This window comes from Corallincola platygyrae (assembly GCF_039544265.1).
Taxonomy (GTDB): Bacteria; Pseudomonadota; Gammaproteobacteria; order Enterobacterales; family Neiellaceae; genus Corallincola; species Corallincola platygyrae.
Genome location: NZ_BAABLI010000004.1, coordinates 310,850 through 331,589, shown reverse-complemented (window position 1 = coordinate 331,589; position 20,740 = coordinate 310,850). Strand labels below are relative to the sequence as shown.

Annotated in this window: 21 protein-coding genes and 1 tRNA gene; 10 read left to right on the top strand and 12 right to left on the bottom strand. The window is 49.4% G+C overall.

The window, feature by feature from the left end; translation table 11 throughout:
* Nucleotides 1-21: 21 nt before the first annotated feature.
* The 5 genes from ABEA14_RS02125 to ABEA14_RS02105 all read right to left on the bottom strand — a co-directional run bounded on the left by ABEA14_RS02125 (nucleotide 22) and on the right by ABEA14_RS02105 (nucleotide 3,495).
* Nucleotides 22-717: a flagellar hook assembly protein FlgD gene (locus tag ABEA14_RS02125; RefSeq protein ID WP_345338164.1), complete on the bottom strand. Its 696-nt coding sequence runs from the start codon at nucleotides 715-717 to the stop codon at nucleotides 22-24.
* Between the two features lie 28 nt (nucleotides 718-745).
* Nucleotides 746-1,159, bottom strand: coding sequence for a flagellar basal body rod protein FlgC (gene flgC / locus ABEA14_RS02120; protein WP_345338162.1), 414 nt, complete (start codon nucleotides 1,157-1,159; stop codon nucleotides 746-748).
* A 2-nt stretch (nucleotides 1,160-1,161) separates the two neighbouring features.
* Nucleotides 1,162-1,557: a flagellar basal body rod protein FlgB gene (gene flgB / locus ABEA14_RS02115; RefSeq protein WP_345338160.1), complete on the bottom strand. Its 396-nt coding sequence runs from the start codon at nucleotides 1,555-1,557 to the stop codon at nucleotides 1,162-1,164.
* Nucleotides 1,558-1,703: 146 nt separating this feature from the next.
* On the bottom strand, nucleotides 1,704-2,534 hold the full coding sequence (locus ABEA14_RS02110; protein WP_345338158.1) for a CheR family methyltransferase: 831 nt from the start codon (nucleotides 2,532-2,534) through the stop codon (nucleotides 1,704-1,706).
* Between the two features lie 34 nt (nucleotides 2,535-2,568).
* Nucleotides 2,569-3,495 carry a chemotaxis protein CheV gene (locus ABEA14_RS02105; protein WP_345338157.1) on the bottom strand — a complete coding sequence of 309 codons (927 nt, stop codon included), beginning with the start codon at nucleotides 3,493-3,495 and terminating at the stop codon, nucleotides 2,569-2,571.
* Nucleotides 3,496-3,618: 123 nt separating this feature from the next.
* Between ABEA14_RS02105 and flgA the strand changes: the two genes are divergently transcribed.
* From flgA to ABEA14_RS02090, 3 genes are all read left to right on the top strand, one after another.
* Complete coding sequence (flgA, locus tag ABEA14_RS02100; protein WP_345338156.1) at nucleotides 3,619-4,311, top strand: flagellar basal body P-ring formation chaperone FlgA; 693 nt, start codon at nucleotides 3,619-3,621, stop codon at nucleotides 4,309-4,311.
* Between the two features lie 84 nt (nucleotides 4,312-4,395).
* A complete protein-coding gene (gene flgM, locus ABEA14_RS02095; protein WP_345338154.1) occupies nucleotides 4,396-4,731 on the top strand; it encodes a flagellar biosynthesis anti-sigma factor FlgM in 336 nt (111 codons plus the stop codon).
* A 20-nt stretch (nucleotides 4,732-4,751) separates the two neighbouring features.
* Entirely contained in the window at nucleotides 4,752-5,180 is a 429-nt protein-coding gene (locus ABEA14_RS02090) for a flagella synthesis protein FlgN (protein WP_345338153.1), read from the top strand.
* A 56-nt stretch (nucleotides 5,181-5,236) separates the two neighbouring features.
* On the opposite strand, the gene ABEA14_RS02085 is transcribed toward ABEA14_RS02090, so the two are convergent.
* The 4 genes from ABEA14_RS02085 to ABEA14_RS02070 all read right to left on the bottom strand — a co-directional run bounded on the left by ABEA14_RS02085 (nucleotide 5,237) and on the right by ABEA14_RS02070 (nucleotide 7,564).
* Nucleotides 5,237-5,629, bottom strand: a complete 393-nt coding sequence (locus ABEA14_RS02085; RefSeq protein WP_345338151.1) for a hypothetical protein — start codon at nucleotides 5,627-5,629, stop codon at nucleotides 5,237-5,239.
* Nucleotides 5,630-5,764: 135 nt separating this feature from the next.
* Entirely contained in the window at nucleotides 5,765-6,220 is a 456-nt protein-coding gene (locus ABEA14_RS02080) for an LPP20 family lipoprotein (RefSeq protein WP_345338150.1), read from the bottom strand.
* Nucleotides 6,221-6,224: 4 nt separating this feature from the next.
* On the bottom strand, nucleotides 6,225-6,845 hold the full coding sequence (locus ABEA14_RS02075) for a FlgO family outer membrane protein (RefSeq protein WP_345338149.1): 621 nt from the start codon (nucleotides 6,843-6,845) through the stop codon (nucleotides 6,225-6,227).
* 83 nt (nucleotides 6,846-6,928) lie between these two features.
* Entirely contained in the window at nucleotides 6,929-7,564 is a 636-nt protein-coding gene (locus tag ABEA14_RS02070; RefSeq protein ID WP_345338148.1) for a FlgO family outer membrane protein, read from the bottom strand.
* A 214-nt stretch (nucleotides 7,565-7,778) separates the two neighbouring features.
* Between ABEA14_RS02070 and ABEA14_RS02065 the strand changes: the two genes are divergently transcribed.
* The 4 genes from ABEA14_RS02065 (at nucleotide 7,779) to smrA (ending at nucleotide 10,702) form a co-directional block, all read left to right on the top strand.
* The gene (locus tag ABEA14_RS02065) at nucleotides 7,779-8,954 is read left to right on the top strand and encodes a flagellar assembly protein T N-terminal domain-containing protein (RefSeq protein WP_345338147.1); all 1,176 of its coding nucleotides are present in this window, start codon (nucleotides 7,779-7,781) and stop codon (nucleotides 8,952-8,954) included.
* A gap of 70 nt (nucleotides 8,955-9,024) precedes the next feature.
* Nucleotides 9,025-9,101 (top strand) — tRNA-Arg (locus tag ABEA14_RS02060).
* A 97-nt stretch (nucleotides 9,102-9,198) separates the two neighbouring features.
* Nucleotides 9,199-10,083 carry a TraB/GumN family protein gene (locus ABEA14_RS02055; RefSeq protein ID WP_345338146.1) on the top strand — a complete coding sequence of 295 codons (885 nt, stop codon included), beginning with the start codon at nucleotides 9,199-9,201 and terminating at the stop codon, nucleotides 10,081-10,083.
* A gap of 34 nt (nucleotides 10,084-10,117) precedes the next feature.
* Nucleotides 10,118-10,702 (top strand): DNA endonuclease SmrA, encoded by a 585-nt coding sequence (gene smrA, locus ABEA14_RS02050; RefSeq protein WP_345338144.1) that lies wholly within the window; start codon nucleotides 10,118-10,120, stop codon nucleotides 10,700-10,702.
* A gap of 4 nt (nucleotides 10,703-10,706) precedes the next feature.
* Here the strand turns inward: smrA and ABEA14_RS02045 are convergent, their stop codons facing one another.
* Together ABEA14_RS02045 and ABEA14_RS02040 are read right to left on the bottom strand one after the other, a co-directional pair.
* A complete protein-coding gene (locus tag ABEA14_RS02045) occupies nucleotides 10,707-11,279 on the bottom strand; it encodes a GNAT family N-acetyltransferase (protein WP_345338143.1) in 573 nt (190 codons plus the stop codon).
* Between the two features lie 22 nt (nucleotides 11,280-11,301).
* Nucleotides 11,302-12,210: a 2-hydroxyacid dehydrogenase gene (locus ABEA14_RS02040; protein WP_345338142.1), complete on the bottom strand. Its 909-nt coding sequence runs from the start codon at nucleotides 12,208-12,210 to the stop codon at nucleotides 11,302-11,304.
* 276 nt (nucleotides 12,211-12,486) lie between these two features.
* On the opposite strand from ABEA14_RS02040, the gene ABEA14_RS02035 reads away from it, so the two are divergent.
* Together ABEA14_RS02035 and ABEA14_RS02030 are read left to right on the top strand one after the other, a co-directional pair.
* Nucleotides 12,487-14,544 (top strand): methyl-accepting chemotaxis protein, encoded by a 2,058-nt coding sequence (locus ABEA14_RS02035; protein ID WP_345338141.1) that lies wholly within the window; start codon nucleotides 12,487-12,489, stop codon nucleotides 14,542-14,544.
* Nucleotides 14,545-14,650: 106 nt separating this feature from the next.
* Complete coding sequence (locus ABEA14_RS02030; protein WP_345338140.1) at nucleotides 14,651-15,046, top strand: hypothetical protein; 396 nt, start codon at nucleotides 14,651-14,653, stop codon at nucleotides 15,044-15,046.
* 83 nt (nucleotides 15,047-15,129) lie between these two features.
* Here ABEA14_RS02030 and purL read toward each other — a convergent pair whose 3' ends face one another.
* Nucleotides 15,130-19,023 carry a phosphoribosylformylglycinamidine synthase gene (purL, locus tag ABEA14_RS02025; RefSeq protein ID WP_345338262.1) on the bottom strand — a complete coding sequence of 1,298 codons (3,894 nt, stop codon included), beginning with the start codon at nucleotides 19,021-19,023 and terminating at the stop codon, nucleotides 15,130-15,132.
* A gap of 157 nt (nucleotides 19,024-19,180) precedes the next feature.
* On the opposite strand from purL, the gene mltF reads away from it, so the two are divergent.
* Nucleotides 19,181-20,686 carry a membrane-bound lytic murein transglycosylase MltF gene (mltF, locus tag ABEA14_RS02020; RefSeq protein WP_345338139.1) on the top strand — a complete coding sequence of 502 codons (1,506 nt, stop codon included), beginning with the start codon at nucleotides 19,181-19,183 and terminating at the stop codon, nucleotides 20,684-20,686.
* The last annotated feature ends 54 nt before the right edge of the window (nucleotides 20,687-20,740 follow it).

Sequence of the window (20,740 nt, the reverse complement as noted above, 5' to 3'; positions counted from 1 at the left end):
TTTATCTGGTGTCCGCTTGCTCTAGCCTTTAGCGACTTCGAGTACATCACTTAAGCGGAATCCACCTTGAATACCTTGCAGATTTAGTGCCACACCGTTCGCACCACTGATACTAACGCTATCAACCTTGGCGTAAGTAGAGATAGGCAGCTCCTCGCTGGAGTCCCCCTGCAGCGCATACGCCTTAACTACATAGTTGCCAGGCGGCAATTGGTTGCCTTCTGTATCAGTACCGTCCCAATCAAAGCGGACATTACCCGCCTCTTGCTCACCCATGGCGAAAGAGTGCATAACCTCACCCCGGGTGTTTTCGATGCGCACTGTGACATTGGTGGTTGGGGCCGAAAGACTTACCACACCCTCAACGCCTGTTGTGTCTGATTTATAGCTATACCCCGTAGGCACCAGCACTTTCTGGCCAACCAATGAAGATGCTTGCAACGCCTGACTCGAACTCATGATGTCGTTCAGGCCAGTCATCTGTTCATTCAACTGACCAATACCCTCTGCGGTAGTGAAAGAACTCATCTGGGATACCATCTCGGCGTTCTCCACCGGTTTAAATGGGTCCTGGTACGCCAGCTGCTGAGTAAGCAGAGAGAAAAAGTCTTCCTGCGACAACATGGTGTCTTTAGGCTCGGTGTTAATTTCCGTGCCCTCATCCTGCCAGCGAAGTTGGTCTAAATAGCTACTACTTGTTCCGCTAATTTCGCTCACAATCTGCTCTCCTTAAACCAAGTCCAAATTACTTGCCCAGATTCAATGTCTTGTTAAGCATCTGCTTTGCCGCATCTGCAATCTGAACATTGGTTTGATAGCTACGAGACGCCGACATCATATTGGCCATCTCTTCAACCACATTGACATTGGGTTTGTAGATATATCCGTTCTCATCTGCCATTGGATGCTCTGGCTCGTACTGGCGTATCAAAGGCTTATCACTTTCAACAATACCTTTCACTTCAACGGGAACAGCACTTTGATCCTGACGCGCACTATCAAACTGCGCGGCAAAAACCGGGTGGCGGGCACGGTAGGTTTCATCGACGCTGCTGGCTACGCTGTCAGCATTCGCCAAATTACTGGCGGTTGTGTTCAGTCGCAGTGACTGAGCACTCATACCTGAGCCTGCAACATCAAGAACGTTAAATAGACTCATGCCTATTCTCCTTTAATAGCCGATGTCAGACCGCGAAACTTGGAGCCGAGGAAGGTCAGCGAAGCTTGGTGCTCCATCGCGTTCTGAAGGTAGTTGTTTCGCTCTTGCTGCATATCCACAGTGTTGCCATCGCCGGTATCCGGCTGATTTGGCACCCGGTAACCGGTTTCACCGGTAGGCGGCAATTTAACGTCAATATGCCGCTCATGCGTTCGCGACATGGCAAAGCCCTGCCGCGCCTGTGCATTTGCAAGCGCTGCTTTGAAATCAATATCTCTCGCTTTGTAATGCGGGGTATCTGCGTTAGCAATGTTGCTGGCAATCACCTCGGCACGCTTGGTGCGTATACCTACGGTGTGCTGATGAATACCTAACGCTTTATCGAAACTGATAGCCATAACCTTTCCTCCACGTGGAAAAATTAGCAATCAGCGTGCCAAAGTATTTTTGACGCTTGAAAAAACGCTAGGGAAGAAGGTCAATTTATGCCATCAGAAACAGAAAAGCCCGCATCACGCGGGCTTTCGACATCAGAACAACTTAATTACTTTTTAACTTTGTAAACAATACCAGGGTTACAGCGGATCATTTCAAAGTCATCACTCAGTCCAGTTATAGATTCCGAGGCGCCAAGGAACAGATGTCCTCCAGGGTTGAGTGCTCCGGCGAATTGTTTGAGGATTTTCGACTTCACTTCAGGCGAGAAGTAAATCAACACATTTCGACAGAAGATAACGTCAAAACGTCCCAGCAATGCATAACTGTCCAGTAAGTTGCAGTGACGGAAGTTGACCAAACCTCGCACCTTACTATTCAGCCGCATCTTATCGCCAGCAGCCTCAAAGAACAGACGTTTGCGTTCAGGAGACAAACCACGAGCCAACGCCAGCGAGTCATATTCGGCACGCTTACACTGCTCCAGCATACTATTTGAGATATCAGTACCAAGAATCTGAGCACTGCCAGGCAGGCCTCCAGGTCTCGATTGCTGATACTCAAGCACACTCATGGCGATAGAGTAAGGTTCCTGACCAGAGGAGCTGGCGGCAGACCAAATCTTCACCGGACCACGATGCTTGGCGTATTCGGGCAATATCCGGTTCTTCAAGAGTTCAAAAGGATAAGTATCCCGGAACCAAAGCGTCTCATTGGTGGTCATGGCATCAATCACTGATGCTCGTAGATCTCTGTCTCTCGGTGACATCGCTCGGCGTATCAACTCTGACATTGACTCCAGTCCATACTGATTCATCAGAGGAGATAAACGGCTTTTCACCAAATACTGTTTATTATCGCCCAGCACAATACCGCACTGCTGCTCTAGGAAAGCTCTGAACTCATCGTATTCAGTATCAGCTAATTTTTTATGGGGCACATTTACACCGTTTACTAAAAAGCACTAGGGACTATTAATTTGATTTCTCAATCGCTTTGGTTACCGCGGCCGCCAATTCGTCGGGATTAAACTTAGGAATGAAATCATCCGCCCCTACTTTCTTCACCATCGCCTCATTGAACACACCACTTAAAGAGGTGTGAAGAATGACGTATAACCCGGCAAGTTTGGGGTCGTTACGTATTTCTGCCGTCAATGTGTAACCATCCATCTCGGGCATTTCAACATCAGATATTAGCAAGGCATATTTTTGACGAATATCATCAACGCCTTCCAACTCATCTTTTAGCAGGTCTAATGCTTCTTTACCGTCTTTTACCAGCTCAGTATCCAGATTGAGCGCACTGAGTGCCCTGTTGATCTGATTTCTCGCCACGCTGGAATCATCTGCAATTAATACTTTGCGACCCGCAATCGTTTCAGCAAGAGTACGGTCGATTAAGTCGCCACTTACTTCTGTGTCTGTTGGGGCAATTTCATCGAGAATCTTCTCTACGTCAAGAATTTCTACCAGTTCGTTTTCAATCTCTGTAACCGCGGTCAAATAGCTGAACCGTCCTGCACCTTTTGGCGGCGGTAAAATAGCTTCCCAGTTAATATTGACAATGCGTTCAACGGATTCGACCAGGAACCCCTGAATCGAGCGGTTATACTCGGCAATAATAATGAAGGATTTAGAGAGATCTTCCACTGGACGGAAGCCGATAGCCTGGCCTAAATCGATAACTGATATCGTTTGCCCACGGATATGCGCCACACCTCGAACATAAGGATGCAACTTCGGCATGCTGGTCAATGGTGGGCACTGCAGTACTTCTTTAACCTTGAATACGTTGATACCAAAACGCTGCCTGCTATTTAGTTTGAACAACAGCAATTCCAATCGGTTCTGACCAACCAACTGAGTTCGCTGGTTTACCGTATCCAGAATACCCGCCATACCTTACTCCAACTAAAATGGGCACATTATTTGCTGCGTTACCCGCAATGAATGTAATCGTCTGTTTTTTGGCAGACCTAAGTGTCCGGTTCGCTGCGACACTCTACTTAGCATAGTAAACCTATGAACAGATTAACTAAAACTCTATTAGTTTTTATCTTAGCGAGCTCACATCTAGGGCATGCAAGCGAGCACCTTGAAGCTCATCAGCAAATACAAGAGGTTGCTGAGCAGTTCATCACATCACAGTTCGAAGATGACGGCGTGACGCGTCAAATAACTGCCAACCCTATCGACTCGCGAGCTCGTTATGCCAAATGCGAACAGCCACTGGAAGCTAGTCTGCCCGGAAAACAACGTTTATCGCGCAATGTAACCGTCCAAATTCGGTGTCGCGGCACGTCATCCTGGACCATCTATCTGCCCGTGCGGGTCAAAGAGATGCGAAAAGTGGTGGTCGCAAAACAGGGATTAGCATCTGGCACCGTATTGCATCGGCAACAGCTTAAAATAGTTTACCAAGAAAACATGCTGACACGTGGAGGAGCGATGACAGATATCGATTCTGTGATCGGTGCCAGACTAAAACGTCAGGTAAGGGTCAACGACCCAATCCTCCAGCAAAACCTCTGTGTTGTTTGTAAGGGAGAAACCGTTACAATCGTTGCTAAGGCGGACGGTTTCCAAATTAAAGCCAATGGTGTTGCCTTAAGTGACGCCAGCTTGGGAGAGAAAGTTCGGATACGAAACAGTCGTTCCGGACAGACTTTGGAAGCCAGAGTGACCGCGGTAGGCGTGGTCATTGTCGCTATTTAAATAAAAATACGTAATTAGTATTAAAGTTTGTATAGCGGTGGCCGATAAAGGGTTAGCGAAACTATATCCCAAGAGGAAGCACACATGGCGGTTGATCTGAACAAGATTGTGCCTGGGAGACCACAGGAAGTGGCGGCCAACAAGCAGGCCAAACAACAACAGCAGGTCCAGCAACAGGCTACAACACAGGCAAAAGCACCTGAACAGGGTGCCAAACAGGCACAGGATTCAGTTTCTTTAACGCCGCAAGCGCAGCAACTGGCACAAACACAGAAAGCACTGGCAAAAGCGCCTTCTGTTAGTCAGGAAAAGGTCGCTGAACTGCGTAAAGCAATCAGCGAGGGGAACTACAAAGTAGACCCGGAAAAGCTGGCTAAAGCGATGACCAAACTGGAGTCTGAGCTGTTTGGTATTAGTTAATACCGAGCAGGAGTATACACTTGGACAATCAGAGCAACATTGAAACGCTGCTGAATCAACAGGTTCAGCGGCTTGAGGCGCTTCAGTCATTACTGAACGATGAGCTTGAAGCGCTGAAAAAGCGAGATCTTGATCAGATAACTGCCATCGCTGAGAAAAAAAGCGAACTGTTAGTGGCGTTGCAAGGTGCAGACAATGAGCTCGCTCCCCTACTCTCCTCGGCACAAGACCCATCTCACGATGAAGCTCGGCAACAAATTGAGGCCATGCTCAATACCTGCAAACAGCTCAATGAAATCAATGGCCAAGCACTGCAACTCAGCATGGCCGGATTGGCCCGACTGCAGAATATGCTCGCTAATGTGAAGAACGAAGCCAGCGGTATGACTTATGACCAAAGTGGCAAAGCCAGACCGGGTGGCAAATTAGGACAGGGAATTAAAGTCTAACGATTTGCAATGCATGATGCGTGGGTGGCAACATTGCGCCACCCGTATCAACTCACTCAACTCAACTGCGCGTCAGTAAGCTGCACCCAGCCATGCTGGCGATATTCCACCCTCTGCTCTATTCGCCAAAATGCATATCCCACAGGTAGCACCATCGCCCAACTCAAGTAATTGCTGCCAGACGTTGAGATAACGACACCACTGATACAAACAAGAAGAAATGGCATTACCTCATAAAGCCAGAAAGGTTTAAGCCTATCCTGTACTCTTCGTTTCAACACTTTGTCTTGCCTGCGGGAGTTGGAACGCATGATCCAGATATCAGCGCCCAATAAGAAGAGAAGTATTGCAAACAACTGCCCCCAACCAAACTCGAAGTTGGCAATACAGACAAAGCCACCCGCAAGGTAGAAATAGGGAAGGAGTTCATAAATTGGTCTTTTCAACATAATCGCCCCCTGGCTGCAATAAGCTGGTTGGCGATACGGCATGCGCACCAGTTCTAACACACTCCTTTTAAGATTAGTGCAGACATGAAAAAGGCGAGAAATTTCTCGCCTTGTTTTTTCAAATTGATTATCCGTTTAGTAGTACTGAACGTCATGGATCCGCCTTGGCGGGTTTAGTGATTGGTACATGCGTTGTACATCCGCCATATCTAACTCCAGCTCAGTGGCATAGATATCGCCCAGTGGATAGGTGCGTACGACTCTGGCCCCTCTTACAACACCACTAACCGCTACCTGCAAACGGTCCTGGTCCAAGGTTGTCCCGCCCATTGCACTGCCTGCCGTCACTTGCTGGCCGTAGATCTGCTCCGCCAGTTCCCGGTAAGCATCCATTTTTGACGCACGCATTGCCTGCAACATGCGAGTGTTTTCATCAAGCCCCGACTGTGAACTGATTGGCGCATAACCCACCGCATGGAGCACAGGATAATGATCCGGCGGCACAGCCTCCCACTCAACGTGCTTATCAAACATCTGACTGCAACCAGAAATAGCCAGTACAAAAAGTAAAATCAGTTGAATTTTCGGCATCGAATCACCCCTGCCTCTGGCTCAATAAAGTAACGCCATCACGTGTCTTCACCTCATTTACGGCAGAGACAATCTCCTCCGGTAAAAACTGTTGCGCCGCACCGACAACCACTTTCGATTTAATATCAACTAGGCGAGCATTCACCTGCACCCCACCGTTCATAGGTTGCAGCGTGCCCGTCAGCACATATTTGAGCGGCAGCTCACTTTTAAGCTGAGTAAAATTTCGACTGAACACAAAGTCTCCGGTAGAAGTCACCTGAATCTTATCTTTGAGTTTAAAGTCGAGCACTTTACAACCCTGTTGCTGCATCTGAGTAATTAGATTCTCAGCCAGGGCTTTGCCAAGTGAGCCACTGGTGTTAAGCGTTTCTATATCAACAAAACTGGCGACCGCCATAGGTTGATAACAACGTTCAGGCATAGTGCCTACCAATTCCTCAGCGATTTTCTCAACATGCGCGACAAAGTCTTTGGGCTTCACTTCCTGGTAAGGGTCCCAAGCAATCGCTTCAGATGTAGCCATCTGCCCCGAAGCCATCGAATGCTCAGGTTGCTCGGGTTCAGATGCGCAAGCGGTTAATATGAAAACAGTCGCCGCGAGTTGCCAATAGTTAGACTTCATAAGCATCGTTCTTTCTCTTCACTCCCTCTGTTATCGACATCAAACAAAGGGACTTAAACACAAGTTGGTTTCAGGCCGGAATCTTATCCACCTTTCCTGATCAGCATCCCAGACTGGGGGTCCTTGGCCACGTAGCCCCCTTCGGCAGGCATACCGGCCTGCTCGACAAACAGAGACATGGGCAGGAAAGTTGATGCAGTGGCAACAATGGCCCTGGATTCCACGCCGACAATACGTGCTGTTACCTGAATGCCATTAGAGCCACGAATGAGCGTACCCGTAAGAATGTATTCAATGGGGTGGCGATGCTGTAGACGCAGAAAATCCCGAGTCATGGCAAAATCCCCCGTCGGGGTAACATCAATGCCACCCGTCAGCTTAAAGTCGATTAGCGTCCATCCCATCTGCTGGAGTTCAACCATCACCAACTCAGACAACTGATTGCCGTAGACATCGGTGCTTTCCAGCGTCTCGATATCTACGAAGCTGGTAACAGCGATAGGTGTTTTAGATGAGACATAGCGACTCGAACCAATCAGCTGCAGAGCCAATTGTTTGACATGGGTCGGCAGATCCACTGTCATTGGAGTAACCGCAGCATGAGGCACATAAATCTCTTCTTCGTCCTCAAGCATGCTACAGCTACTCAGCGCCAGCACAATCAATAGCAAACCTGCGCCAATCAGCAGGTGCGAATAGAAGTGTTTCAAGGCAGCCATCCGACTCTCCTACCTCGTCAATGAATCGTTATTCTGATGAATTACCAGCAAAGTTTATGCCACCTGACAACCGCGATTGACAAACGCAGGCTAAGGGTCAATACAGACGGCTAGATCAGCTAGGGCCGTACTGGCCCATTTTTTGCTGATTCTGGTAGTAATTAAAGAATAGGCTGATTTTTGACGCCTAATTAGCAACCGTTTGAGGCTCACTATGCTTAGGCGACTACTTATACTGCTGTTACTGCTGGCCAGTCCTATATCCCACGCGATGTGGTATGAAGCGGAGGGCTCTGCGACCATTTATAGTGGTGATATTGCCAGTGCACGTGAACGAGCAACACAGCAGGCTCTGAAAAATGCGCTCATTCTTGCCGGAGGCACAGTGAGCAGCCTGCAAGAACTTGCCGCCGGCAAGATCGTAAATGACCAATTTCAGATCCGCACCAGTGGCACCGTGAGAGATGTTCGAGTGCTCTCAGAGCGCCGCAGCGGTGAGACGCTTTATATATCTATTCATGCAGATCTGTTTCCACAGTCTCTGCAATGTGAAAGTGCTGCGTTCAAAAAATCCTTACTGCTGACCCGATTTAGATTGAGTGATCCAACAAACGCGCGTGTTGGAGGTATTGAGCAAATCGGACAGGAAGCCAGTCAATGGCTCTTCGATCACCTGCGTGCAGAGAGTCAGTCCAGTTATCCAAAGCGTTGGTTAAATCAAATTACTCACTTCACGCCTGCAGAGTTTCAATCACAGCGCTTGGTCACGCCTATGCTAAGCCGAGAGATAACCAGACAAACCAACACCCAGGTCGTACTGTTCGCCGAAATCCGTGATCTTTCGTTTAACGGAGAAGTCCCTACGCGTAAATGGCAGGAGTGGGTCTATTCGCCACCAGAAAGAAATTTCGAGTTAATGATACATCTGGTCGATGGCAGCTCAGGTGAACTCCTACTGGAACGTAGTTACCACAGCCAGGCCCCTTGGGACTTTCCCACTGACAAACGCGTTTCTGTTGCTTCAAAAGCATTCTGGACATCGCCTTATGGTGGCGCTGTCAGTGACGTGCTATCCCAGTTGCAGGCAGATCTCGATATGACCTTGAGTTGCACCCCGGGCCGTGGTCGTATTACCCACATTGCCAATGACCTGGTCGAAGTCGATCTGGGCCATAGCAACGGTTTGCGTATAGGTGACAAGCTAACTTTGTTGCATCGCATGACTTACGATGGCCAGGATGGAAAACACCACGTGCGCCTGCTTCCTACCGAAGTCACCCTTAGAGTGACAGAGTCATACCAAAACCGGCTTATTGCCAGAGCTTCGGATCCAAAAGAACTAAGCGGAGTACAGGTAAACGATATCGTACAGTTGGGTGGCGTGCTTTAAATTCCCTTCAAGAACAGTATAATGCGGGCGGCTGCCACCCCAAACAAGTGACAGTTCGCCAATATTTTGGGCTCCCGTGGCACAGCTGGATAGCGCGGCCCCCTCCTAAGGGGCAGGTCACAGGTTCGAATCCTGTCGGGAGCGCCATCTCCATTAACTCCATAAGTTATTGATCCCCAGTTTTTATCAAGGCAAAGTAATCAGGGTCTGTTGACCCTAGATACCCACTTCGCAGGAACACGTTATGCGCCTCTGGATTAAATCGCTCCTTCTGTTTGTTGCCATTTTCTCTGCCCCACTCTCAGCAACGATCAGCCCAGCGCTATATGAAGTAACCAAAGGCAATCAAACCAGCTATTTCTTCGGCTCGGTGCATATGGGAGAGGCCAGGTACTACCCGCTTCCTGCCGCGATCGAAAAGAGGTTTTCCCAAGCTGATCAATTGGTGATGGAAGTTAATATGCAGGATGAGGCCGCGATCCAGGCTGAAATGATGCAGTTGATGATGCTTCACGGTATGTATATGGATGGCACCACCCTTAAACAGCACCTGCCAAAAGCACTCTATAAAGAAACGGTAGAACGAGCGAAACGCTTTGGTGTACCCAGCGCAAGTATTGACCCTCTCAAACCTTGGGCCGCTGCGCTGATACTTGCCCAGGCCTATTACCAATCTATCGGCTTGGACCCTAACTACGGCGTTGATATGTATTTCAGCGGGCTGGCCAAACAAAAAAACAAAAGTGTTTATGGTCTGGAAACTCTCACCGATCAGATATCTGCAATGATGAAACTTGACGCCGAAGGCAGCACCATGTTGCAGCAAATGCTGGATGAGACCAAATCAAACAACAGTTACACGCAACGTATGATGCGCGCCTGGGCAGCGGGTGACTCAAAATTGCTGGCAAGCATATTCAAAGAGGAGCTCGGAGATACCAAGGCTGATCAGCTGTTTGTTGATCACCTGCTTAAAAAACGGAACCAAGCCTGGCTAAAACAACTCAAACCCATGATGAGTAAAAGCTCACTATTTGTAGTCGTTGGTGCCGCCCACCTGGTGGGCCCGGAAAACCTGTTGGATTCGCTTTCAGCAAACGGCTACAAGGTTTCAAAGCTGGCTTACTAACGATACTGCTACATATTTACACTAGTTAAGTACCATGAGTGACGACGAATTTTTCTCCTTTGATGCCGAAATGGCCGATGTAAAACGACTGGTGAGTGACAATCAGGTTGTCCACCATTCAAAACACCGTACGCTGGATAAGGAAAAAGCGGCCAAGCGGGAGGCTGCTCAAGCCGCTACAGAGTCTAAAGATGATCCGCTCTCAACCGAGATAAGAGAGATGGTCTCGCCCGATGACCAGATTAGCTTTATGCGCCCGGGAGTTCAGCACGGCGTTTTCAGGAAGCTAAGGCTTGGGCAATATCAGATTGAAGCCAGGCTGGACCTTCACAAACACTCCGTTGAGCAGGCGCGCCGAGCGGTCCAGCAATTTTTGCAGGATTGCCTTCGGATCGAAGTACGTAGTGCCATTATTGTTCACGGAATTGGCCGACACTCTAAACCATCCGCATTGATAAAAAGTGCTGTCAATCAATGGCTCAAGGCACTTCCCGAAGTGCAGGCATTCCACTCTTGTCAGAAGCACCACGGCGGCTTAGGGGCGGTATACGTCATGCTCAGGAAAGGCCCAAATAAAAAGATGGATACCCGGGAACGAATTCAAAACAGGAAAGGTTAGTGCCTTAGCTCCTAGCCTGTTCCAGGCTTTGGTAGATAAAAGGCGCCGTTAACCACTGCTCGCTATCATCCTCTGGCAGCGTTTCCACTTCACTCTGCTGGTCATAAAGCTCAAAGCCTCGTCGCTGGTAGTTTTGAAGCGCGCCTTGGTGATCTTCACTGCAGGTATGCACCCAAACCCGCTCAGGGTTAAGTGCCCAAGCTTCCGATATCGCGGCAGACAGCAAAGCGCCACCCAGCCGTTTTCCATAGAAACTTGGCAACAAACCAAAGAAATGAAGTTCAACCGAGTTATCCGAATGTTGGAACAACTCGAAGTAACCAGCCAGACTGCCTTCATACATAGCGGTATAAGTGGTCACTGACGGTTGCGCAAGATGTCTAACCCACCGCTCATAATCCCAGCTTAATCGGCTATACCAACGCCAAGGGCCGCCAACGGCTCGAAACATAAACTGGTTAAATTCAGGCACCACATGGGTTGCCTTCTGAATAACAAACCCTGCCGGGCAGGCCACGGGTTGATGCTGGCCATGGTTAAGCATCTGTAGGAAATAAGTAATGACCTCTTTTTTCACATTGACCTCTTTTTGGCGAGCATCAGTAACCTGCCTGCCTGTCTATCAAATTCATTAATGGGCGAGACGTTGTCAGCCGCCGATAGTTATCTACGATCTGTTCAGACACAGCATGCTGGTCAGTCAATGCGGAGCAATGTGGCGTAACATTCACTTTCGGGTGACACCAAAATGGGTGTGACACAGGCAGAGGCTCTACTGCAAACACATCCAGTGTCGCACCACTTAACTGACCGCTTTCCAGCGCTTCCAGTAGGTCTCTCTCCACCAAATGCTGTCCTCTGGCCACATTAACCAGATAACAACCCGGTTTGCACTGATTGAATAATTCAGCATCCAGGATATCCAGGGTTTGATCGGTTAATGGCAAAACATTTACCAGATAGTCTGCTTCAGACAACGCCGTACTCAGCGCCTCTCTCCCCGTAATAACACCTGGTCGGCAGTGTTTGGCCCAACAAACAACATTAAACGCCAATGCCTCAAGCGCCTTTTTCACAGTATTGCCAAGGTTGCCAGCGCCTAGGATCACAACATTACGACCGTCAGACTGAGGCTCTGGAGACCAGTTCCTGTTTAGCTGCTTTGATCTAAGCTCATTGATACGAACCTGATGCTGCAGAATGTAACCGCAGACATAACGCGCCATTTGCTCCGAAAGCCCATTATCAACGATCCGCGCAATAGGAAAGTTAACCAACGACAGATCTCGAACCAACTGGTCTACACCTGCGCCAAAGCTTGTGACCAGACTAAGCGCAGGCATCTCAGAACTTTGGATCGGCAACGAGTTCCATACCACGGCCATGCGTATAAGATCGGGAGCACCCAAATTTGGCCATACCTGGATGGTTATCTCTGGGGCCATTCTGGCAATGACTGAAACCAAAGGAGAAATATCTCTATCAGTAACAAAAAAGGCTAAGGACAAGTTAGCTCCAATGGGTCAGTAAACAGCATGAAAACCACAAAAAATATAGTGTTTTGGCAAAGATTACATGACCTATGTCGATTTTCCGAACGCTAGTTTACCTTGGTATTTTAAGTTTTCCCTTCAAACGTCGATACTTAGCTAAAATCATGTATGAAAACTAGTCGCAACTCGGTAGCACAATAGTGTGACCCCCTGCGACGCCACGGATAGGCGGTTTGTGCTAGCGTTAACCAAAACTAGAAACTTACCACTAACTCCGTGGGCGAATAGCAAATGACAAGAAGTAAGTTCCCCTGGCTCGACAAGTTTAACCTGAACTTGGTTAGCCTCTCTTTCCTACAGCGGTTGTACCTGCTCATTGGGATCTTAATCCTGATGCTACTTTTGACAGGTATCTTCGGTCTAGTCTCTATCAACTCTCTTAATCGTGGTGTTGAAGACGTTTCAGAGCGTTCATTGCCGCAGTTAAAAGCAAGTCAGAATTTATTTATCTCGCTACAGGAAGTTGCGCAAAGTATCACCAGTATTTTGAGTGAGCGGGACCCAGCCACCGTTGATAATCTCGCATCGACTTACCGCGAAGCCCTTACGCAGGCAGAGTCTCAACTGGAAAGCCTGAATGTTGTGGTTTCGGAAGAAGCAAAACCGACATTAGATGTACTCTCTAGTCTATTGCCACAAATGGGCGAACAGGCGGAAAGTGTCATCAGTGGATACAGTGAGCAGCTCAAACAAGAAGAAGTGGCAGCCCTGCAGGTACGAGAGCTGCAGTTGGAATTCTCCCGACTCAAGCAGCACCTGACCAAGGTAGCGAACTCAACCGGTGATGACTACGTCACCTGGACACTGAGTGAGTTCATGAACCCGTTTGAAAAGCTGGAAGCGACGCTATTCGACGGTATCAATGGCGGTAATGTAGCTCAGCTTGAAGAGGCTGGTACAACAATTGATCAATTAGTCCCTATGTTGGACGAAAAGATGTCCAGCACCATTGACGAGTTTGAAATGTATGAAGACTCTCGCACCAGTTACCGTGAAGAGTTCACCGGGCGTTGGGAGGCAATCAAGAAAGACTTCACTTTAGCCGGCGGTGGTAAAGTCACCACATTCTACGAGTTACTTAAACTGCAAGAGAATAACCTCCGCTTTAAGACCGCTTTGGAAGCCATTCAGTCTCAGTCCAGAGAGCAGGTAGAACAGCTGATTCAAGAGTCTGATGAGGCCGTAGCCGCAGCATCAGGCAGCGCTAAAGTCACCTATCGCAGCAGCATGAGTTTAGTCATCATCATTCTGGTGGCCTCTGTTACTGTGGCCATCCTGTTTGGCTTGTGGCTCAGCAGCCAGATGCGTAAGGCACTGAAAGACGTTAGCCGCTCTCTGCGTGCTGTCGCTGATGGCGATATGACCACCCGTGTTAGCTACAACAATAAAGATGAATTTGGTGCAATTGCTGATGACGTAAATCTGGTTGCCAGCCAGATGCAGGAAACCTTAGCCAGTTTCCACTCTGCGGCAGATCAACAAGCACTAATCGCCCAGGACAACAGTCAGGCATGTAATGACGCCAGTGCGAGCTTAGAGCATCAGCGCAACAATATTGGTGCCCTGGCGACAGCAATGACAGAGATGGAGGCCTCATTCAGTGAGGTAGCCAAAAACGCAGCAGATACCGCTGAACAGGTACATCAGGTTGAAGACGCAGCCAATCAGGGTAGCCAGATTATGACGGCGACCATTGATGGCACTAACCAGCTTTCTGAACAACTGCAAAGCTCAGCCGATAAGATCCAGGAAGTGGAGCACTTCAGTGACCAAATCGGCCAGATCCTGGACGTTATCCGTGGTATCGCCGAGCAAACCAACCTGCTTGCACTCAACGCTGCGATTGAAGCTGCGCGCGCAGGTGAGCAGGGCCGCGGCTTCGCGGTAGTAGCAGATGAAGTTCGTAATCTGGCTAAACGTACTTCTGAGTCCACGTCAGAAATTAACCAGCGAATTGAAAACCTACAAACCAGTATTCGTGATGCCGCAGACTCAGTGCGAGACGCAACCACCAAGATGCAGGATAACGTGGTTCAGGTGAGTGATGCTGATGGTGCTATGGGCACGATTAAATCCATCGTGACTCAAATTGCAGATATGTCGAATCAGATCAGCGTAGCCGCAGAAGAGCAGCGCTGTACCACTGAAGAGATGACCCGCAACGTTAATATGATCAACGAAGCGGCAGACGCCAATATGGTGGTGTTTGAGCAGATCACTGAGACAAGCTCCAAACAGGCATCCATGTCTGAAGAGCAAAAAGCGCACTGCATGCGCTACAAGACTTAATCAATAACGATTATCGAACTTAATAAGGCCAGCTTATGCTGGCCTTTTCTTTGTCTGCCGAATAAGCGCTATGCTTTAACTCATCAGGGTAAACATTGGCTTCGACATGCGTTATCTCTCTATCTTACTGCTCTCATGTATAGGTTCAGCGGCATCTGCTGAACCTCTCTATTTCAGATGTGACTGCAACTGGTGGAAAGCACTGCCTGAATATCAACTTCAGCAAGTGGGAAACACACAGTTGTACAGGACAGAGATAGAGATTCGGAACGCCAGCTTTCCTATAAACTTTAAACTGGTCGACAAAGACTTCACGCCGGGCACTAACTACGGCTACCGATCGCTGTCAGATAAAAACATCAAACTAGGACGTGTATTCAAAGCACAACCCAATGCCATAGAACAGCACTTCGAATTCAAGCCCCCTTCCCCCGGCACCTATCAGATATTTCTTGATTTGGATGGCGAGACACCGCTGGTGTTTATATCCAAAGCCATCTAGAAGAGTTACTCACAAGAAGGCGAAGCAAAAAAAAGGGGCCGAATGGCCCCCTTTCAATATTAGCGAGTTGTCACCAATAACGGTTAGCCAACAAACTTACGCGCGTTTCTGAACATACGCATCCAGGCACTGTCTTCGCCCCAAGAATCTGGGTGCCAGGAGTTGGCCACAGTACGGAATACACGCTCAGGGTGCGGCATCATAATGGTGACGCGACCGTCAGTCGTCGTCAGGCCGGTAATACCTGCTTCTGAGCCGTTAGGGTTAGCCGGGTACTGTGTAGTTGGCTGGCCATAGTTATCGACGTAACGTACAGCAACCAAGCCACTATCAAGCACTTTGGCTGCGCCGTCCGCGGCAGCAAATTCAGTACGCCCTTCACCGTGAGACACAGCAATCGGCATACGCGCGCCGTTCATCTCCTGAAAGAAGATAGAGCGGCTATCCTGCACTTCTACCAAGCTGAAACGTGCTTCAAAACGCTCAGATTCGTTACGTACAAATCGCGGCCAAAGGTCAGAGCCTGGGATCAGCTCTTTCAGGGTCGACAACATCTGGCAGCCGTTACATACGCCCAGCGCAAAGCTGTCTTCGCGTTGGAAGAACTGACTGAACATGTCACGGGCCTGGGTGTTAAACAGGATCGATTTCGCCCAACCTTCACCGGCACCCAGTACGTCACCGTATGAGAAACCACCGCAGGCAACCAGACCTTTATATTCAGCCAGGTCAATGCGACCTGCCAGTACGTCACTCATGTGGACATCGATACTATCGAAACCAGCACGATCAAATGCCGCAGCCATCTCCAAGTGGGAGTTAACGCCCTGCTCACGCAGGATCGCCATACGCGGTTTCACACCAGTGGCGATGAATGGTGCTGCAATATCTTCGCTGGTATCGAACGGCACATTGACGTTCAAGCCAGGATCTTTTGGATCTTGCTTGGCTTCGAACTCCTGCTTAGCACAGGCTGGGTTATCACGCAGTTGCTGCATCTTAAGCGTGGTTTCGGCCCACAAAGTACGCAGGTGTGTACGTGTACTTTCAAGAACGACGCTACCGTCGCGCTCAAAGCTAACGCTGTCTTGCTCGGTCACTTCACCAATGACATGGGTCATCGCTTCCAGACCATGTTTGGCAAACAGTGCCAATACAGCGTCGCGATCTTCACGTCTAACCTGAAGTACGGCACCCAGCTCTTCGTTGTAAAGCGCAGCCAGGTCATTACCACCCAGCTTGCTCAGGTCTACCTTGGCACCACAGTGGCCAGCAAACGCCATTTCAGCAACGGTCACAAACAGACCACCATCTGAACGGTCGTGATATGCCAGCAGCTTCCCTTCAGCAACCAGGGCCTGCATCGCATCGAAGAAGCCTTTCAGCTCAGCTGCGTTGTCCACATCAGGGGTGGCATCACCCAGCTGTTTGTATACCTGGGCCAAGCAAGAGCCACCCAGTCGGTTCTGGCCATTACCCAAGTCAATCAGAATAAGGTCTGTTTCGCCCGCATCTGTGCGCAGTTGCGGAGTAACCGTCGCTCGCACATCTTCTACGCGACCAAAGGCAGTGATAACGAGGCTCAACGGTGAAGTCACCGCACGCTCTTCGCCATCTTGCTCCCACTTGGTTTTCATCGACATAGAGTCTTTACCTACCGGGATCGTCAGACCCAGCGCAGGACAAAGCTCTTCACCGATAGCCTTCACAGCTTCATAAAGACCGGCATCTTCACCTGGGTGACCGGCAGCAGACATCCAGTTAGCAGAAAGCTTGATGCGCTTAAGGTCACCGATTTGTGTGGCTGCGATATTGGTCAGCGACTCAGCCACGGCCAAACGCGCTGACGCACCAAAGTTCAGTAGAGCCACCGGGGTACGTTCACCCATAGACATGGCTTCACCAGCATAGGTGTCGAAACTTGCCGCGGTTACCGCACAGTCTGCCACAGGGATCTGCCAAGGACCGACCATCTGATCGCGAGCAACCAAGCCGGTTACCGTGCGGTCACCGATGGTGATAAGGAAGGTTTTCTCTGCAACCGTAGGCAGACGAAGCAGACGCTCTGCCGCTTCCAGTGGATCAACGCCATCCAGAGTCAGCGCTTGTCCAGCCGCCTGCAAACGGGTTACATCACGATGCATCTTAGGTGTTTTACCTAAGAGCACGTTCAGAGGCATATCGATAGGTTTGTTATCGAAGTGACTGTCGTTGAGGGTCAGGTGCAACTCTTCAGTCGCTTCACCCACTACTGCATAAGGTGCGCGTTCACGCTGACAGATCTCATCAAACTGCGCCAGTTTCTCTGCAGGTACCGCCATGACATAACGTTCTTGAGATTCGTTACACCATATCTCAAGCGGGCTCATGCCCGGCTCATCATTCGGTACGTTACGCAGCTCGAACTTACCGCCACGCTCACCGTCATTTACCAGCTCAGGCAGTGCATTAGACAGACCACCCGCGCCCACATCGTGGATAAATACAATGGGGTTATCTTCGCCCAGCTGCCAGCAGCGGTCGATCACTTCCTGACAACGACGCTCCATTTCAGGGTTTTCACGCTGAACAGAGGCAAAGTCCAAATCTTCTGAAGATTGGCCTGACGCCATTGAAGAAGCCGCGCCACCACCAAGACCGATGTTCATCGCCGGGCCACCCAGCACAATCAGCTTGGCGCCAACCGGGATCTCACCTTTTTCGACGTGCTCGCCACGAATGTTACCTAAACCACCTGCCAGCATGATTGGCTTGTGATAACCACGCACCTCTTCACCATTGTGGCTGTTTACCTGCTCTTCATAGGTACGGAAGTAACCCAGCAGGTTTGGACGACCAAATTCGTTATTGAATGCGGCACCACCGAGAGGGCCCTCAATCATGATATCCAGCGCAGAAACAATGCGGCCTGGCTTACCAAAGTCGGTTTCCCAAGGCTGCTCAAAACCCGGAATACGCAGGTTAGATACGGAGAAGCCAACCAAGCCCGCTTTCGGCTTAGAACCAATACCTGTTGCACCTTCGTCTCGAATTTCACCACCAGAACCGGTTGAAGCGCCTGGCCATGGTGAAATTGCCGTTGGGTGGTTGTGCGTTTCTACCTTACACAGGATATGAATATCTTCGACGTGGTAGCCGTAGCTCTTGGTGTCTGGATTAGGGAAGAAACGGCCTGCTTTAGAACCTTCGAACACAGCGGCGTTATCTTTGTACGCCGACAACACGTAATCACTGTGCTGCTCGTAGGTATTTTTGATCATCTTAAACAGCGACTTAGGCTGTTTTTGACCGTCGATAGTCCAATCGGCGTTAAAGATTTTGTGACGACAGTGCTCAGAGTTCGCCTGAGCAAACATGTAGAGTTCAATATCGTTCGGATTACGACCCAGTTCTTTGAAGTTCTCAACCAGGTAATCGATCTCGTCTTCCGCTAAGGCAAGACCCATTTCGACGTTAGCAGTAGCAAGTGCCTCACGGCCGCCATTGAGTACATCAACAGATTTCAATGGTGCGGGTTGTTCGTGACGGAACAAAGCTTCTGCCTGCTCCATCTCCTCAAACACCACTTCCATCATGCGGTCATAAATCAGACCCTTCACCTGTTGCAGCTGCTCATCCGTCAAATCTGCACTGGTTGCGATGTAGTAAGCCATACCGCGCTCAAGGCGAACAATTTGTTCTAAACCACAGTTATGAGCAATATCGGTTGCTTTCGATGACCAGGGAGAGATAGTGCCAGGACGAGGTGTCACTAACAGCAGCTTTCCTTCCGGGGCATGCTCCGCAATGGTTGGGCCGTAAGTCAGCAGCTTTTCCAGCTTACTTAACTCGGCATCAGAAAGCGGAGAAGAGAGCTCCGCAAAGTGCATAAACTCAGCATAAATGCCGGTTACAGGTAATTGTTGGCTACCACAGGCATCCAGCAATTTGTTGATACGAAAGTCGGACAACGCGGGGGCACCACGAAGGATCTGCATATGCTTACTCACCTGGCTCGAAAAGGGGGTCGATTAAGGAGGCGTAATTATAGTGAAATTCCCCTCTGATGATAAGGGTTGAATGAAGCTGGGCGCATTTGAATTCATCTGGTATAAGTAAGGTATGGAGAAAATTCATCGGATTCGATTGAAGTTAATGGCTTGGAAGCTGTGGCCCTGCTACAACACAGCTTGGAAACCCGCCATATTAGCTGTTCTGGCGCTCTTTTGGGTTACCGCCTGCGATCCCACTCAGCCAGAGAAAACCCACCTCCAAAAAATTCTCGACCGTGGTGAACTGCGTGTCGGCACCATCTATTCCAGCACTACCTATCTTTTTGGCCCTAACGGTCCGGAAGGTTTTGATTACGAATTAGCGAAATCATTAGCGGATTATTTGGGTGTCGAACTCAAAATGGTGCCCAGTTACACTTTGAATGAGTTATTTACCCAACTCAATGCCGGTCGTGTCGATGTTATTGCTGCCGGGTTGGCAGTGACCGACAAACGTCGGGAGTACTACAGTTTCTCGCCGGCGTACCAATGGGTAAGTCAGAAAGTTGTTTATAAAAAAGGCAGAAAGCGGCCACGGAACTTGGGCCAGTTAGATGGAGTTATTCGTGTAATCGCCAACTCCAGCCATGCTGAGACCCTAGCCAAACTAAAGCAGGAAAACCCGGAACTTGAGTGGGAAGAAACCACCGAGCATGACAGCGAAGAGTTAATGCAAAAAGTGCTGGCTGGAGATATCGATTTCACGATCGTCGATTCGAGTCAGTTAGATCTGTTCCGCCGCTATCACACCGAGTTGTCTTTGGCCTTTACGCTGGTCAAGGAGCAGCCTGTAGCTTGGTTGCTTCAAAAAGGTGGCAACGATCCGCTGCAAGCGGCCCTGATCGAATTCTTCGGTCAGATGCAATCCAGCGGCATGATCGCCCAGCTGGAAGAGAAATATTATGGCCATGTTGGCAAGTTCGATTATGTCGACACGCGCGCGTTTATCCGAGCAATTGACCGTAAGCTCCCTAAATACCGGCCTATGTTCGAGCAATATGCAGGTGAAATAGACTGGCGACTGCTGGCAGCTCAGAGTTACCAGGAGTCTCACTGGAAACCAAACGCCCGTTCTCATACCGGTGTTCGCGGCCTGATGATGCTGACGCTAAATACTGCCAAACAGCTCAATATAGACAACCGTATGGATCCCGAACAGAGTATTCGGGGGGGCGCTATTTATTTGAGAAAATTGTTGGATCGCGTTCCAGAAAAGATAGCGCCCCACGAACGCATTTGGTTTGCGCTGGCGGCCTACAATGTAGGCATGGGACACGTATTGGACGCAATCAACCTAACCCGCAAGCGTGGCAAAGATCCCTACAGCTGGACTGACGTTAAAACCACCCTGCCTCTTCTACGACAGAAGAAATGGTACAAGCAGACCAAGTATGGCTATGCTCGGGGTGAAGAGCCGGTGGTGTACGTAGATAACATTCGCCGTTACTACGACGCACTGGTTTGGAGTGATAACAAAAAGACAGCCGAATCTCGATTAGCTCAGCAAAAAGAGAAGTTTAAACAACTGACATCCGGTGTCCGTGATTATGATGCGGAGCAAGCGGTGGAACAGGAAATTGAACTACAACAGGCGGCGCCGCAAAGATAGTTCTATTAATAATTCATATAAATGAAACACGCGGGGTCTAGGCTTGTGGTTTGG

Bases quoted from the DNA above. Each gene is read 5' to 3' on its own strand.
- ABEA14_RS02055 (WP_345338146.1), top strand. From the start codon at position 9,199: ATGCGCCTCTGGATTAAATCGCTCCTTCTGTTTGTTGCCATTTTCTCT.
- ABEA14_RS02035 (WP_345338141.1), top strand. From the start codon at position 12,487: ATGACAAGAAGTAAGTTCCCCTGGCTCGACAAGTTTAACCTGAACTTG.
- ABEA14_RS02085 (WP_345338151.1), bottom strand. From the start codon at position 5,629: ATGTTGAAAAGACCAATTTATGAACTCCTTCCCTATTTCTACCTTGCG.
- ABEA14_RS02070 (WP_345338148.1), bottom strand. From the start codon at position 7,564: ATGGCTGCCTTGAAACACTTCTATTCGCACCTGCTGATTGGCGCAGGT.
- ABEA14_RS02075 (WP_345338149.1), bottom strand. From the start codon at position 6,845: ATGAAGTCTAACTATTGGCAACTCGCGGCGACTGTTTTCATATTAACC.
- flgB (WP_345338160.1), bottom strand. From the start codon at position 1,557: ATGGCTATCAGTTTCGATAAAGCGTTAGGTATTCATCAGCACACCGTA.
- flgC (WP_345338162.1), bottom strand. From the start codon at position 1,159: ATGAGTCTATTTAACGTTCTTGATGTTGCAGGCTCAGGTATGAGTGCT.
- flgM (WP_345338154.1), top strand. From the start codon at position 4,396: ATGGCGGTTGATCTGAACAAGATTGTGCCTGGGAGACCACAGGAAGTG.
- smrA (WP_345338144.1), top strand. From the start codon at position 10,118: ATGAGTGACGACGAATTTTTCTCCTTTGATGCCGAAATGGCCGATGTA.
- purL (WP_345338262.1), bottom strand. From the start codon at position 19,023: ATGCAGATCCTTCGTGGTGCCCCCGCGTTGTCCGACTTTCGTATCAAC.
- flgA (WP_345338156.1), top strand. From the start codon at position 3,619: ATGAACAGATTAACTAAAACTCTATTAGTTTTTATCTTAGCGAGCTCA.
- mltF (WP_345338139.1), top strand. From the start codon at position 19,181: ATGGCTTGGAAGCTGTGGCCCTGCTACAACACAGCTTGGAAACCCGCC.
- ABEA14_RS02065 (WP_345338147.1), top strand. From the start codon at position 7,779: ATGCTTAGGCGACTACTTATACTGCTGTTACTGCTGGCCAGTCCTATA.
- ABEA14_RS02080 (WP_345338150.1), bottom strand. From the start codon at position 6,220: ATGCCGAAAATTCAACTGATTTTACTTTTTGTACTGGCTATTTCTGGT.
- ABEA14_RS02030 (WP_345338140.1), top strand. From the start codon at position 14,651: ATGCGTTATCTCTCTATCTTACTGCTCTCATGTATAGGTTCAGCGGCA.
- ABEA14_RS02105 (WP_345338157.1), bottom strand. From the start codon at position 3,495: ATGGCGGGTATTCTGGATACGGTAAACCAGCGAACTCAGTTGGTTGGT.